This is a genomic window from Shinella agrisoli (assembly GCF_046557955.1).
Classification (GTDB): domain Bacteria; phylum Pseudomonadota; class Alphaproteobacteria; order Rhizobiales; family Rhizobiaceae; genus Shinella.
This window is the reverse complement of the sequence record NZ_JBJIEP010000010.1, coordinates 120,893-134,825: the sequence shown is the minus strand read 5'-3', so window position 1 is coordinate 134,825 and position 13,933 is coordinate 120,893. Positions and strand designations below refer to the sequence as shown.

Sequence of the window (13,933 nt, the reverse complement as noted above, 5' to 3'; positions counted from 1 at the left end):
CCATGGCGACCCTTCTCTTCCAGGCGGCCGGCGCCGCGCTCGGCAGCGTGTTCGGCCCCCTCGGCGCGATCGTCGGGCGGGCGGCGGGCGCGCTCGCCGGCTCCGCCGTCGACCGCGCCCTCATCAACGGCGGCAGGACCGTCTCCGGCCCGCGCCTCGCCGATGCCCGCGTTCCGGGCGCCGAGGAGGGCACGGCGATCAGCCGGGTCTACGGCACGGCGCGCGTCGGCGGCACGCTGATCTGGGCGACGCGCTTCGAGGAGCAGGTGATCACCGAGCGCGGCGGCGGCAAGGCGAGCGGGCCGCGGACCCAGACCTACCGCTACTTCGCCAATATCGCCGTCGGCCTCTGCGAAGGCCCCATCGCCGGCGTTCGCCGCATATGGGCGGACGGCCGCGAGCTCGACCTGTCGGCCCTCCTGGTGCGGGTCTATACGGGCGCGCACACGCAGCCGCCCGACCCGCTGATCGAGGCCAAGCAGGGGGCGGGCAACACGCCGGCCTACCGCGGGCTCGCCTATGTGGTGCTGGAGCGCTTCCCGCTCGACGCCTACGGCAACCGCATCCCCGTCCTGCACTTCGAGGTGGTGAGGCCGGTCGGATCGCTCGAAGGGAAGATCCGCGCGGTCACCATCATCCCCGGCGCGAGCGAGCACGGCTATGATCCGCGGCTCGTGACGGAGGGGTCCGGCGCGGGCTCGGCCCGCCACCTCAACCGCAACATGGTCCTGTCCTCGACGGACTGGCTCGCCGCGCTCTCCGACCTTCAGGGCCTGTGCCCGAACCTCGAACGCGTGGCGCTCGTCGTCTCCTGGTTCGGGACCGACCTCAGGGCCGGCCATTGCCGCATCGTGCCGGGCGTCGAGGCCCGCGCGCGGGGCGCCGAGACGCGGCCGTGGAGCGTCGCCGGCCTGACGCGGGCGAACGCCTATCTGGTGAGCCGGAGCGGCGGGGCGGCGGCCTACGGCGGCACGCCCTCCGATGCGAGCGTGATCGCGGCGATCCGCGACCTCAAGGCGCGGGGGCTGGAGGTCTACCTCTATCCGTTCCTGATGATGGACGTGCCGGCGGGCAACGGCCTGCCCGATCCCTATGGCGGGCCGGAGCAGGCCGTCTATCCCTGGCGCGGGCGCATCACCTGCCATCCGCCCTCGGCGGACCGGACGGACGCGGCGCGGGACCAGGTCGCCGCCTTCCTCGGCAATGCCCAGGCGGGGCATTTCTCCGTTTCGGGCGAAAGCGTCGCGGCGCCGTCCGGCGACGAGGGCTTCCGCCGGATGATCCTGCATTACGCCTGGCTCGCGCAGGCGGCCGGCGGCGTCGACGGCTTCCTGATCGGTTCGGAAATGCGCGGGCTGACCTGGCTGCGCGACGGGGCGGGGCTGTTTCCCTTCGTCGAGGGGCTGTGCGACCTTGCCGGCGACGCGCGCGCGGTGCTCGGCCCCGGCACGAAGATCACCTATGCGGCCGACTGGAGCGAGTATTCCTGCTTCCGTCCGGACGACGGCAGCGGCGAGGTGCGCTTCCATCTCGACGCGCTCTGGGCCCATCCCGCCATCGACGCCGTCGGCATCGACAACTACATGCCGCTGTCCGACTGGCAGGACGGCGACACCCTTGCCGGCAACCCGGACGGGTTCCGCCATGCGGAGGACGCGGCGGGCATGCGCGGCATGATCGCGCGCGGCGAGGGCTTCGACTGGTACTACGCCAGCGACGCCGACCGCAGGGCGCGCAACCGCACCCCGATCACCGACGGGGCGGCGGGAAAGCCCTGGGTGTTCCGCTACAAGGACATCGAGGGCTGGTGGACGAACCTGCACTACGACCGCGCGCCGGGGGGAGCGGAAATGCCGGCCCCCACCGCCTGGGTGCCCCGCTCCAAGCCGGTCTGGTTCACGGAACTCGGCTGCCCGGCGATCGACAAGGGCGCGAACCAGCCGAACACCTTCGTCGACATGAAGAGCGTCGAGAACGCGCTGCCCTACCATTCCGGCGGCGCGCGCAGCGATTCGACGCAGCGCCGCTTCCTCGACGCCCACCACGACTGGTGGCAGGGCGGCGGGCCGGAGCCGGGCATGGTCGATCCCGGCCGCATCTTCCTCTGGACCTGGGACGCGCGGCCCTATCCGGCCTTCCCGGAGAACGTTGCGCTGTGGGCCGACGGGGTCAACTGGCCGCGCGGGCACTGGCTGAACGGCCGGCTCGGCGCGGCCACGCTCGCGGACGTCATCGCCTCCATCCTCGCCGACCACGGTTTCGCCGATTTCGACGTGTCCGGCGTGGCGGGCGACCTGCCGGGCTTCGTGCAGGGCGAGCAGGCCTCGGCGCGCGGGCTGCTCGAACCCCTCATGGCGGCGTTCCAGATCGACGCGCTGGAGGCGGACGGGCGGCTGACGTTCCGCTCGCGGCTGAAGGCGGCCCTGCCGGCCGCCGACCTCGACGTCCTCGCCGAACGCCCCGGCGAGGCGCTCTTCGAGGAGAGCCGCGGCCATGTCAGCGACCTCGCCGGCGAGGCGATCCTCGACCATTTCGACGAAACGGGCGCCCATCCGCGCGTGACCACCCGCTCGCGGCGCATGGCGGGCGACACGGACCGGGTGCTGCGGATGTCCCTGCCGGCGGTGCTGCATGCGGACGCCGCGGCGGCGAGCGTCGAGACGGCCCTGCGCGACCACCGCGCCGGCCAGCGGCGCGTCACCTTCCGCCTGCCGCCGACGGCGCTCGGCTTCACGCCCGGCGACGTGGTGCGGCTCGCCGGGGGGGCGGCGGGGCGCTTCCTGATCACCGGCATCACCGACGGGCTGGTGCGCGAGGTGGAGGCGCGGGGCATCGCGGCGGGCGACAGCGGGGCGCCGATGCCGGGCGGGGGCGGCCGGCCGGTGAACGGGGCGGGGCCGGCGGACGCCTTCGCACCGGTGGTCGCCTTCCTCGACCTTCCGGTCCTCGGCTCGGGCGAGCCGCAGGACTTCGCCTGCATCGCCGCCTATGCCCGGCCGTGGCGCTCCATGGTCGTGTCCAGCTCCGAAGGGACCGAAGGCTACCGCGTGCGGGTGCGCCTCGACCGGCCGGCGCGGATCGGATGGCTCGCCGAGCCGCTCGGCGAAGGCATCGTCGGGCGCTTCGACGGCAACGGGGCCGTCGTGCTCGACCTGCCCTCGGGCGGGCTCGCCTCCGCCGACCCGGTGAGCGTGCTGAACGGCGCCAACCGCATCGCCCTTCGCGCCGGAAACGGCGCATGGGAGATCGTCGGCTTCCGCGACGCGAGCGAGATCGCCCCGGGGCGCTGGCGGCTGTCGGGCCTCCTGCGCGCCCTCTGCGGCACGGAGGACGCCATGGCGGCCGGCCATGCCGCCGGGGCGCAGGCCGTGGTGCTCGACGATGCCGTGCGGCCGCTCGGCCTCGACGTGGAGGAGGTCGGGCGCCCTTCCAACTGGGTCGTCGACGCGGTGGGCGTGTCGGAGGCGCAGGCCGGCCCCTTCGCCTTCGCCGGCGGGCTGCGCGCGCTGACGCCGCTTTCGCCGGTGCATCTTCGCGCCCGGCGCGGGGCGGACGGCATCGCGCGGTTCTCCTGGGTGCGGCGCGGGCGGATCGATTCGGACAGCTGGCTTGCGGCCGAAATCCCGCTGGACGAGCCAAGCGAGGCCTACCGCCTCGACATCCTCTCGGGCGGGACGGTCGTGCGCAGCGTCGAGACCGGCGCGCCGTCCTATGCCTATCCCGCCGCGGACGAGCTTGCCGATTTCGGCGCCCCGCAGGCGACGATCGCCATCCGCGTGCGCCAGCTCGGCCGCGCGGTGCCGCTCGGCCTGCCGGCCGAGGCCACGCTCAACCTCTAGATCCTCGTTTTACCGACGCCGAAGCGATGACGCTTCGGCTGGAAACGCCCGGAAAGGAAAAGCCATGAACGACGTGAAAGCCTGGTACCAGTCCCGCACCGTCTGGGGCGCGTTGACGGCGATTCTCGCCTCGCTCGCCAATGCGGCGGGCGTCGAGGTGACGGCCGGCGACGAGGGCGAACTTGCCGATCTCGTCGTCGCGGCGATCGGCACGCTCGGCGGTCTCGTCGCCCTGATCGGCCGGATTTCCGCGCGCCGGCGCGTGACGTGACGCGCCGCCGGAGGGCCGGTTGCATTCATTTGCCATTCAGCGTGGATCGTTTATTGCTTGCATCAGAATGATCCGCACCTGAAAGTATGTTCATGGCATCGCCACTTCTCATATCCGCGCTTGCGGCCAGCCTGATGCTCCCGGCGCCCCTCGATACGGGCGCCGCACGGGATGTCGTCCAGGTGGCAGGCGACTGCAGCAATGCGGCCGCGCAGGTGGTGGCCCAGACCGGCGGCGAGCTTCTCTCGGCCGAACCGAGCGGCGACAGCTGCGTGGTGACCGTGCTGGTGCCCGGAAAGGGCAACGCCCGGCCGCGCAAGGTGACCGTGCGCGTGCCGATGTGAGGCCGCCGGGCGGTTCGCCCGGGCGATTTGATGGAGGTAGAAGAGGCGAATGCGCATCCTGGTGGTCGAGGACGACGTCAACCTGAGCCGGCAGCTCAGCGAGGCCCTGAAGGAATCGGGCTACGTGGTGGACCAGGCCTTCGACGGCGAGGAGGGCCACTATCTCGGCGACACCGAGCCCTATGACGCCATCATCCTCGACATAGGCCTGCCGGAAATGGACGGCATCACGGTGCTGGAGAAATGGCGCGCCGACGGCAAGTCCATGCCGGTGCTGATCCTCACCGCCCGCGACCGCTGGAGCGACAAGGTGGCCGGCATCGACGCGGGCGCCGACGACTATGTGGCAAAGCCCTTCCACGTCGAGGAGGTGCTGGCGCGCATCCGGGCGCTGATCCGCCGCGCGGCGGGGCATGCGAGCCCCGACATCGTCTGCGGGCCGGTGCGGCTCGACACCAAGGGCTCCAAGGCGACCGTCAACGGCGAGACGCTGAAGCTCACCTCGCACGAGTACCGGCTGCTCTCCTACCTCATGCACCACATGGGCGAGGTCGTCTCGCGCACCGAGCTGGTCGAGCACATGTACGACCAGGACTTCGACCGGGATTCCAACACGATCGAGGTCTTCGTCGGGCGCCTGCGCAAGAAGATCGGCGTCGACCTGATCGAGACCGTGCGCGGCCTCGGCTACCGGATGCAAGCCCCGGCCAATGGCAAATAGCGCCAGACGCTCCCGCTCGCTCACCTTCCGCGTCCTCTTCCTCGCCTCCCTCTGGGCTGCGGTGGCGCTCGTCGTCATCGCCGTCGTCATCTCCACGCTCTACCGGCAGAGCGCGGAGAAGAGCTTCCGCGATCTCCTGCGCGCGCAGCTCTACAACGTCATCAACTCCGTTTCGGCGGGCGAGAACACGCGGCTTGCCGGCACGCCGCAGCTCGGGGACCTGCGCTTCTTCCAGCCGCAATCGGGCTGGTACTGGATCGTCGAGCCGATCGGCGGGGCGCTGGAGGGCGAAGCCCTGACCTCGGCCTCGCTCGGCACCGGCAGCATCCCGATCCCCGACACGGACAGCATTCCCTTCGACACGCGCTACGAGCGCTTCTACACGACCATCGATTCCTTCGGCAACGAGGTGGAGGTGGGCGAGACGGAAGTGGTGCTCGACGACGAGGGGCGCACGGCGCGCTTCCGCGTGGTGGGTAACCGCGACGTCCTGGAGAACGACATCGACGACTTCTCCGGCAGCCTCTACCTGGCGCTCGCGGGCTTCGGCGTCGGCAGCCTCCTGCTCAACGCGGCGGCGATCCTCATCGGCCTCAAGCCGCTCGACCGCGCGCGCAAGGCGCTGGAGAAGATCCGGGCCGGGGAGAGCGAGCAGCTCGACGGCGATTTCCCAAAGGAAATCCTGCCTTTGGCGAGCGAAGTGAATGCGCTGATCGACAGCAACCGGCGCATCGTCGAGCGCGCGCGCATGCAGGTCGGCAACCTCGCCCATTCGCTGAAGACGCCGATCGCCGTGCTGCTCAACGAATCGCGCCTCATCGCGGCGCCGCAGGGCGAGCTGGTCAAGACGCAGGCCGAGGCCATGCAGGGCCAGGTGCAGTCCTACCTCAACCGCGCCCGCATCGCCGCCCAGCGCGAATCGGTGCTCGCCCGCACCGAGGCGCAGCCGGCGCTTGAACGGCTGGTGCGCGTGATGCGGCGGCTCAACGCCGACAAGCAGTTCCCGCTGACGGTCGATCCGCCCGGCCTCGTGCTGGCCATGGAGCAGCAGGACGTCGAGGAGACCGTCGGCAACCTCCTGGAAAACGCCGCGCGCTATGCCCGCACGACCGTCGCCACCCGCGTCCTCAACGCGCCGGCCGAGGTGCGCGGCAATGACGACGCGCGCAAGAGCTGGGTCGTGATCGAGGTCGAGGACGACGGGCCGGGCCTGGAGCCGGACGAGATCCGCGAGGCGATGAAGCGCGGCAAGCGGCTCGACGAAAGCAAGCCGGGCACCGGGCTCGGCCTGTCCATCGTCAGCGAGATCGCGTCGGAGTACCAGGGAACCTTCGGGCTTTCCAGGGGTTCCGGCGGCGGCCTGCTGGCGCGGCTCGTTCTGCCCGCCGTCACAAAGGATGTTGCCTGAGGCGGCGGACAATGCAAAAAGGAAGGAGCTCGCGGCAATGAGGATCGCGGGAGTGAAGAGTTACGGTGCGGCGTGCCGCCCCTTGCGTGAAGAGAGACGGTCCCAGCGGATGAAGACGGGTTTGCGCGGCGCCTTTTTCCCCCTCCTTCTGGCAACAGCGACAGTTTCGGGATGCACGACGACGTCCGGCGGCAGGGGTGTGGCCGGCGGCCTCATCGCGGCCGGTCCGCAGGGTGCCGCCGTCTATATCACCGCCCTGCAGGGCGGCCTCGTCAGCCGCAACGCGGCGGCGCAGCTTTCGAGGGCCGACATGCAGCGGGCGCTTGAGGCCGAATACCGCGCGCTGGAAGCCGCGCCCGGCGGCCAGCCCGTCGTCTGGCAGGGCAAGGGCATCGTCGGCTCCGTCGTCGCGGCCGCGCCCTACCAGGTCGGTTCGCAGAACTGCCGGCAGTACAGCCATACGCTGACGGTGGAGGGCCGAGATACCACGACGCGCGGCGCGGCCTGCCGCAATGCGGACGGCGCCTGGACGCCGCTTTCCTAGAACATTTCCAGCCGAAGCGGCATCGCGGCGGCGTCGGATAATGCGGAAAAAACAAGATCCTAATGGGATTCCGTTGAACCGGCTTCACGGGAATTCCCCCGGAGTCGGTCCGTGCCCGTTACGGGACCGTCCGGCCGTTGCGGCGAAACGCCTCAATTTTGCGTCATTGTTCCCTGGGGAATTGGAAAAGCCTCGGCGTTCCAGTATTTGAACGGTCATGTTTTTCTGGATCCTCGTCGCCATCCTGACGGCAGCCGTCGCGGCCGTCCTGCTTCTTCCCCTGCTGCGCCGCCCCGTGGCGGCGGCGGGCGACGCCAGCCATGACGTCGAGGTCTACCGCGACCAGCTCGAGGAGCTGAAGCGCGACGAGGCGACCGGCCTCATCGGCCCCGCCGAGGCGGAGCTCGCCCGCGCGGAGGTCGCGCGCCGGCTGATCGCCGCCAGCAAGGCCGAGGCGAAGGACCGGACGAGCCCGGCCGGGCGCCGCAACCGGCTGGCGCAGGCCTTCGTGATCGTGGCGCTGCCCGCCATCGGGCTCTGTCTTTACTTGGTGGGCGGCCGGCCGGACCTTCCGGCCCAGCCGCTCGCCGAACGCCTCGCCAATCCCGGCAACGACATCAACATCCTCATCGCGCGGGCGGAAAACCATCTGGCGCGCAACCCGGACGACGGCGCCGGCTGGGACCTCCTTGCGCCCATCTACTACCGGGGCGGGCGGATGGAGGATGCGGCGAACGCCTTCTCCGAGGCGATCCGCCTGCTCGGGCCGAGCCAGGACCGGCTGGACGGGCACGCCGAGACGCTGATCGCGCTTTCCAACGGCATCGTGACGGCCGAGGCGCGCGCCCGGCTGGAGCAGTCGCTGAAGCTGAAGGCGGACAATCCGCGCGCAAGGTACTATCTCGCGCTGGCGCTGGAGCAGGAAGGCAAGCGGGCGGAGGCGCGCGCGGCCTTCGAGGCGCTGGCGAGGCAGACGCCGGCCGACGCGCCCTGGCTGCCGCTCGTCAACCGGCACATCGCGGCGCTTGCCGAGGGGCAGGGCGGCGGGACGGCCGGCCGGCCCGGCAACCCGACGGCGGAGGACGTGGCGGCGGCCGAGGACATGCCGGCGGGCGACCGCCAGCAGATGATCGCCGGCATGGTGGAGAGCCTTGCGGCGAAACTCGAGGAAAATCCCGACAATTTCGAAGGATGGATGCGCATCATCCGTTCCTATGTTGTGCTGGATCAAAGGCCGAAGGCCGAAGCGGCGCTACAGACGGCGTTGAAGACCTTCCCGGCGGACAGCGAGAGCGGCAGACAGCTTCTGGCGCTGGCCCGGGACCTTTCAATTCCGGCCGAGGGTAGCGGACAATGACACGCAAGCAGAAACGTCTGGCAGTCATAGGCGGCGGGGTGGCCTTCCTCGTGGCGGCGGTGCTTCTCGTCATGTTCGCCTTCAGCCAGTCGATCGCCTATTTCTACGTGCCCGGGGACCTCGCCAAGGCCAATGTGGAGCCGGGCACGCGCATCCGCCTCGGCGGCCTCGTGGAAAGCGGCACGGTGAAGCGCGGCGAAGGCTCGACCATCACCTTCACGGTGACGGACACGCTCGCCACGGTGCCGGTGACCTATACGGGCATCCTGCCCGACCTCTTCCGCGAGGGGCAGGGCGTGGTGGCCGAGGGCGCCTTCGGCCCGGACGGGCTCTTCGTCGCCGACACGGTGCTCGCCAAGCACGACGAGACCTACATGCCCAAGGACGTGGCCGACCGGCTGAAGGCGCAGGGCGTCGAGCTTTCCGGCAAGGAAACGATCAAATGATCATCGAGCTCGGACACTATGCCCTGGTCCTGGCGCTGGCGACGGTGATCGTCCAGTCCGTGCTGCCGCTCGCCGGCACGATCCGGGGCGACCGCTCGCTGATGGCGGTGGCGCCGGCCGCGGCGCTCGCCGGCTTCCTGCTCGTGCTCTTCTCCTTCTTCGTGCTGACCTTCGCCTATGTCGTCTCCGACTTCTCGGTCGCCAACGTCTGGGAGAACTCGCACTCGCTGAAGCCGATGATCTACAAGATCTCCGGCGTCTGGGGGAACCATGAGGGCTCCATGCTGCTCTGGCTCCTCATCCTCGTCTTCTTCAGCGCGCTGGTGGCGACCTTCGGCGCCAACCTGCCGGAGCGGCTGCGCGCCAACGTGCTTGCGGTGCAGGGCCTCATCTCGACGGCCTTCGCGCTGTTCATCCTGCTCACCTCCAATCCGTTCCTGCGCCTTTCGCCCGCGCCGGCCGAGGGGCGCGACCTCAACCCGGTCCTGCAGGACATCGGCCTCGCCATCCATCCGCCGCTGCTCTATCTCGGCTATGTCGGCTTTTCCGTCTGCTTCTCCTTCGCCATCGCGGCGCTGATCGAGGGGCGGATCGATGCGGCCTGGGCGCGCTGGGTGCGGCCGTGGACGCTCGCCGCCTGGAGCTTCCTCACCGCCGGCATCGCCATGGGCTCCTACTGGGCCTATTACGAGCTCGGCTGGGGCGGCTGGTGGTTCTGGGACCCGGTGGAGAACGCCTCCTTCATCCCCTGGCTCGCCGGCACGGCGCTGCTGCACTCCGCGCTCGTCATGGAAAAGCGCGAGGCGCTGAAGATCTGGACGGTGCTGCTCGCGATCCTCACCTTCTCCATGTCGCTGCTCGGCACCTTCCTGGTGCGCTCAGGCGTCCTGACGTCCGTGCACGCGTTTGCGACCGATCCGACGCGCGGCGTCTTCATCCTCGCCATCCTCGTCTTCTTCATCGGCGGGGCCTTCTCGCTCTTCGCCTTCCGGGCGGCGACGCTGAAGGCCGGCGGCCTCTTCGCGCCGATCTCGCGGGAAGGGGCGCTCGTGCTCAACAACCTCATCCTGACGACGGCCGCCGCGACGGTGCTGACCGGCACGCTCTATCCGCTGGTGCTGGAGGCGCTGACGGGCGAGAAGATCTCGGTCGGCGCGCCCTTCTTCAACCTGACCTTCGGCCTCCTGATGCTGCCGCTCCTGCTGGCCGTGCCCTTCGGGCCGCTGCTCGCCTGGAAGCGCGGCGACATCCTGGCGGCCGGACAGCGGCTCTTCGCGGCCGCCGGCATCGGCCTCGTGCTGGCGGCGCTGGTCGTCTATGCCGAGAACGGCGGGCCGGTGCTCGCCTATTTCGGCCTCGCCATCGGCTTCTACCTCATCGCCGGCGCGGTCACGGACCTGTGGCTGCGCGCCGGCATCGGCAGGGTCAAGGGCGATGTCGCCTTCCGCCGCCTCGTCGGCCTGCCGGGCTCGGCCTTCGGCACGGCGCTCGCCCATATCGGCATCGGCGTGACCGTCATCGGCGTGATCGCCGTCACGGCGTTCGAGACCGAGCACGTCGTGGAGATGAAGCCCGGCATGCAGGTGGAGGCCGGCGGCTATACGCTGACCTTCGACGGCATGCGCCGCGGGCAGGGACCGAACTATTCGGAGGAGTCCGGCCATTTCACCGTGGCGCGCGGCGGCGTGATCGTCACCGACGTCTGGTCCTCCAAGCGCCTCTACACCGCGCGCCGCATGCCGACGACGGAGGCGGGCATCCGCACCTTCGGCCTCAGCCAGCTTTACGTGTCGCTGGGCGACGCGATGGCCGGCGGCGGCATCGTCGTGCGCGTCTGGTGGAAGCCGATGATCCTGTGCATCTGGATCGGCGCGCTGATCATGATGGCGGGCGGCGCGGTCTCGCTCTTCGACCGGCGCCTGCGCGTCGGCGCGCCGCAGAAGGCGCGCAAGGCCGGCAAGCCCGCGCTGGAGGCGGCGGAATGATGCGCCGCCTGCTCCTTGCCGCCGCCTTCGTGCTCGCCGCCCTGCCGGCCTTCGCCGTCAATCCGGACGAGGTGCTGGACGACCCGGCGCTGGAGGCGCGCGCGCGGGCGCTTTCCGCGCAGCTTCGCTGCATGGTCTGCCAGAACCAGTCGATCGACGATTCCAATGCCGAGCTTGCCCGTGACCTGCGCCTCCTCGTGCGCGAGCGGCTGAAGAACGGCGACAGCGACGAGGCGGTGATCGACTACGTCGTCTCGCGCTACGGCGAGTTCGTGCTGCTCAACCCGCGCCTTCGCGGCGAGACCCTGCTGCTCTGGGGCGCGCCGGTCGTGCTCTTCCTGGCCGGCGCCACGGCCATGTTCCTTTTCGTGCGCAGGCGCGGCGGAAAGCCGACGGGAACGCCGCTTTCGGAGGCGGAGAAGGCGGAGCTGGAGAAACTGACAGGCGAATAGCGAATAGGGAGTAGCGAATAGGGAGGAGCGTGTGTTGGCTCTATTCGCTATTCGCTATTCGCTATTCGCTGTTCCCGCCATCTCGCCCAACATTACGAAAAATTCATGCACCGGATAGTGCACCGTAATGTGAAGCGGCCTATCTCTTCGTCATCGGCTGCCGAACGCGGCCCTTGAAAGCAGAGAAAAGGTGCAAAGAATGTCCAAGATTTCAGCATTCCGTCCGGGCCTCAAGACCGCACTGAAGACGTCCACCGTCGCAGGGCTTGCGGCCGTCATGCTTGCGACCGGCATTCCCGCGCGCGTCACCGAAAGTTTTGCGGAAGCCGTTTCCGTCGAGGCGCCGCAGGTCGCGAGCTTCGCCGACGTCGTCTCGGCCGTCTCCCCGGCCGTCGTTTCCGTCCGCGTCCAGTCGGATGTCAAGCCGTCCGGCGACGAGAGCAATTTCTCCTTCAACTTCGGCGGCCGCGGTTTCGACGAACTGCCCGACGACCACCCGCTGAAGCGCTTCTTCCGCGAATTCGGCGGCCAGGACCAGTTCCGTGACGACCGCGGCCCGGATCGCCGCTTCGGCGACCGCCGCGGCCCCGGCCGCAAGCATCTGCGCCCGAGCGCGCAGGGCTCGGGCTTCTTCATCTCGGAAGACGGCTACATCGTCACCAACAACCACGTCGTCAGCGACGGCTCGGCCTTCACGGTCGTCATGAACGACGGCACGGAGCTCGACGCCAAGCTCGTCGGCAAGGACAGCCGCACGGACCTTGCCGTGCTGAAGGTCGAGGAAAAGGACAAGCGCAAGTTCACCTATGTGAGCTTCGCCGACGACAGCCAGATCCGCGTCGGCGACTGGGTGGTCGCCGTCGGCAACCCGTTCGGCCTCGGCGGCACGGTGACGGCCGGCATCATCTCGGCCCGCGGCCGCGACATCGGCTCCGGCCCCTACGACGACTACCTGCAGGTGGACGCCGCCGTGAACCGCGGCAATTCGGGCGGCCCGACCTTCAACCTCAACGGCCAGGTCGTCGGCATCAACACCGCGATCTTCTCGCCGTCCGGCGGCAATGTCGGCATCGCCTTCGCCATTCCGGCCTCCGTCGCCAAGGGCGTCGTCGCCGACCTGATGAAGGACGGCAAGGTCGACCGCGGCTGGCTCGGCGTGCAGATCCAGCCGGTGACCCGCGACATCGCCGACTCGCTCGGCCTTGCGGACGCCGCCGGCGCCCTCGTGGTCGAGCCGCAGGCCGATTCGCCCGGCGCCAAGGCCGGCATCAGGAAGGGCGACGTGATCACGGCGCTCGACGGCGAGCCGGTCAAGACCCCGCGCGAGCTCGCCCGCCGCGTGGCCGACATCGCGCCCGGCACCAAGGTCGACGTCTCGGTCTGGCGCGACGGCAAGTCCGAGAGCGTCCAGGTCGAGATCGGCACGCTCGAAGGCGAGCAGGTCCAGGCTTCGACGGGCACCGAGGAAACCGAGCCGGAAGCACCGGCCAGCGAGCAGGCGCTCGCCGACCTCGGCATCACGGTCACCCCCGGCGACAACGGCCTGACGGTCTCCTCCGTCGATCCGGACTCCGACGCCAGCGAGCGGGGCCTGAAGGAAGGCGACCGCATCACCTCCGTCAACAACCAGGCCGTGAAGTCCGCCGAGGACGTGGTGAAGGTCATCAACAATGCCCGCAAGGACGGCCGCTCCAAGGCGCTGTTCCAGGTCGAGACCAACGACGGCAGCCGCTTCCTGGCGCTGCCGATCGATCAGGGCTGATCGGCTCTCATTTCCCTGCCCGGGCGGCGCCGCGAGATCGCAAGGTTTCGCGGCGCCGCCGTATCGGGATGCGGCTCACTGGCCAAGTCCCGCGGAACATGCTGTAAGGTTCGTGCGATGAAGATACTGATTGTTGAAGACGATCTGGAGGCGGCCGCCTATCTGTCCAAGGCTTTCCGCGAGGCGGGCATCGTGCTCGACCATGCAAGCGACGGCGAGAGCGGCCTCTTCCTCGCCACCGAGAACAGCTACGACGTGCTGGTCATCGACCGCATGCTGCCGCGCCGCGACGGCCTGTCGCTGATCTCGGAGCTGCGCCGCCGCAACATCCATACGCCCGTGCTCATCCTCTCCGCCCTCGGCCAGGTGGACGACCGCGTGACGGGCCTTCGCGCCGGCGGCGACGACTACCTGCCGAAGCCCTATGCCTTCAGCGAGCTCCTGGCGCGCGTGGAAGTGCTCGGCCGGCGCAAGGGAACGCCCGAGCAGGACATGGTCTACCGCGTCGGCGACCTCGAGCTCGACCGGCTTTCCCACACCGTCAAGCGCGCCGGCAGGGAGATCCTCCTCCAGCCGCGCGAATTCCGCCTGCTCGAATACCTGATGAAGAATGCCGGCCAGGTGGTGACGCGCACCATGCTGCTCGAAAACGTCTGGGACTACCATTTCGACCCGCAGACCAACGTCATCGACGTCCATGTCTCGCGACTGCGCTCGAAGATCGAGAAGGATTTCGACCAGCCGCTGCTGCGCACCGTGCGCGGCGCGGGATACATGATGAAGGACGAGGCGGCGGGCTGATCC

12 protein-coding genes are annotated in these 13,933 nt (G+C 69.7%); all 12 read left to right on the top strand.

The window, feature by feature from the left end:
• Positions 1-2 precede the first annotated feature (2 nt).
• Positions 3-3,839 carry a baseplate multidomain protein megatron gene (locus tag ACIIOY_RS12975; protein WP_411035091.1) on the top strand — a complete coding sequence of 1,279 codons (3,837 nt, stop codon included), beginning with the start codon at positions 3-5 and terminating at the stop codon, positions 3,837-3,839.
• A 64-nt stretch (positions 3,840-3,903) separates the two neighbouring features.
• Entirely contained in the window at positions 3,904-4,110 is a 207-nt protein-coding gene (locus tag ACIIOY_RS12970; protein ID WP_411035090.1) for a hypothetical protein, read from the top strand.
• A gap of 92 nt (positions 4,111-4,202) precedes the next feature.
• Complete coding sequence (locus ACIIOY_RS12965) at positions 4,203-4,454, top strand: hypothetical protein (protein ID WP_411035089.1); 252 nt, start codon at positions 4,203-4,205, stop codon at positions 4,452-4,454.
• 49 nt (positions 4,455-4,503) lie between these two features.
• Complete coding sequence (locus ACIIOY_RS12960) at positions 4,504-5,175, top strand: response regulator transcription factor (RefSeq protein WP_411035088.1); 672 nt, start codon at positions 4,504-4,506, stop codon at positions 5,173-5,175.
• Positions 5,165-6,583 (top strand): ATP-binding protein, encoded by a 1,419-nt coding sequence (locus tag ACIIOY_RS12955; RefSeq protein ID WP_411035087.1) that lies wholly within the window; start codon positions 5,165-5,167, stop codon positions 6,581-6,583. Before ACIIOY_RS12960 ends, ACIIOY_RS12955 begins: the two co-directional genes overlap by 11 nt.
• Before the next feature lie 109 nt (positions 6,584-6,692).
• The gene (locus ACIIOY_RS12950; RefSeq protein WP_411035086.1) at positions 6,693-7,127 is read left to right on the top strand and encodes an RT0821/Lpp0805 family surface protein; all 435 of its coding nucleotides are present in this window, start codon (positions 6,693-6,695) and stop codon (positions 7,125-7,127) included.
• A gap of 217 nt (positions 7,128-7,344) precedes the next feature.
• Positions 7,345-8,484 carry a c-type cytochrome biogenesis protein CcmI gene (ccmI, locus tag ACIIOY_RS12945; protein ID WP_411035085.1) on the top strand — a complete coding sequence of 380 codons (1,140 nt, stop codon included), beginning with the start codon at positions 7,345-7,347 and terminating at the stop codon, positions 8,482-8,484.
• The gene (gene ccmE / locus ACIIOY_RS12940) at positions 8,481-8,930 is read left to right on the top strand and encodes a cytochrome c maturation protein CcmE (RefSeq protein ID WP_411035084.1); all 450 of its coding nucleotides are present in this window, start codon (positions 8,481-8,483) and stop codon (positions 8,928-8,930) included. The genes ccmI and ccmE overlap by 4 nt, the downstream gene beginning before the upstream one ends.
• Positions 8,927-10,915, top strand: coding sequence for a heme lyase CcmF/NrfE family subunit (locus ACIIOY_RS12935; protein ID WP_411035083.1), 1,989 nt, complete (start codon positions 8,927-8,929; stop codon positions 10,913-10,915). Before ccmE ends, ACIIOY_RS12935 begins: the two co-directional genes overlap by 4 nt.
• Positions 10,912-11,367 carry a cytochrome c-type biogenesis protein gene (locus ACIIOY_RS12930; protein ID WP_411035082.1) on the top strand — a complete coding sequence of 152 codons (456 nt, stop codon included), beginning with the start codon at positions 10,912-10,914 and terminating at the stop codon, positions 11,365-11,367. Before ACIIOY_RS12935 ends, ACIIOY_RS12930 begins: the two co-directional genes overlap by 4 nt.
• A 199-nt stretch (positions 11,368-11,566) precedes the next feature.
• Positions 11,567-13,129, top strand: coding sequence for a Do family serine endopeptidase (locus ACIIOY_RS12925; RefSeq protein ID WP_411035081.1), 1,563 nt, complete (start codon positions 11,567-11,569; stop codon positions 13,127-13,129).
• A 117-nt stretch (positions 13,130-13,246) separates the two neighbouring features.
• Positions 13,247-13,930 (top strand): response regulator transcription factor, encoded by a 684-nt coding sequence (locus ACIIOY_RS12920; protein ID WP_257947619.1) that lies wholly within the window; start codon positions 13,247-13,249, stop codon positions 13,928-13,930.
• The last annotated feature ends 3 nt before the right edge of the window (positions 13,931-13,933 follow it).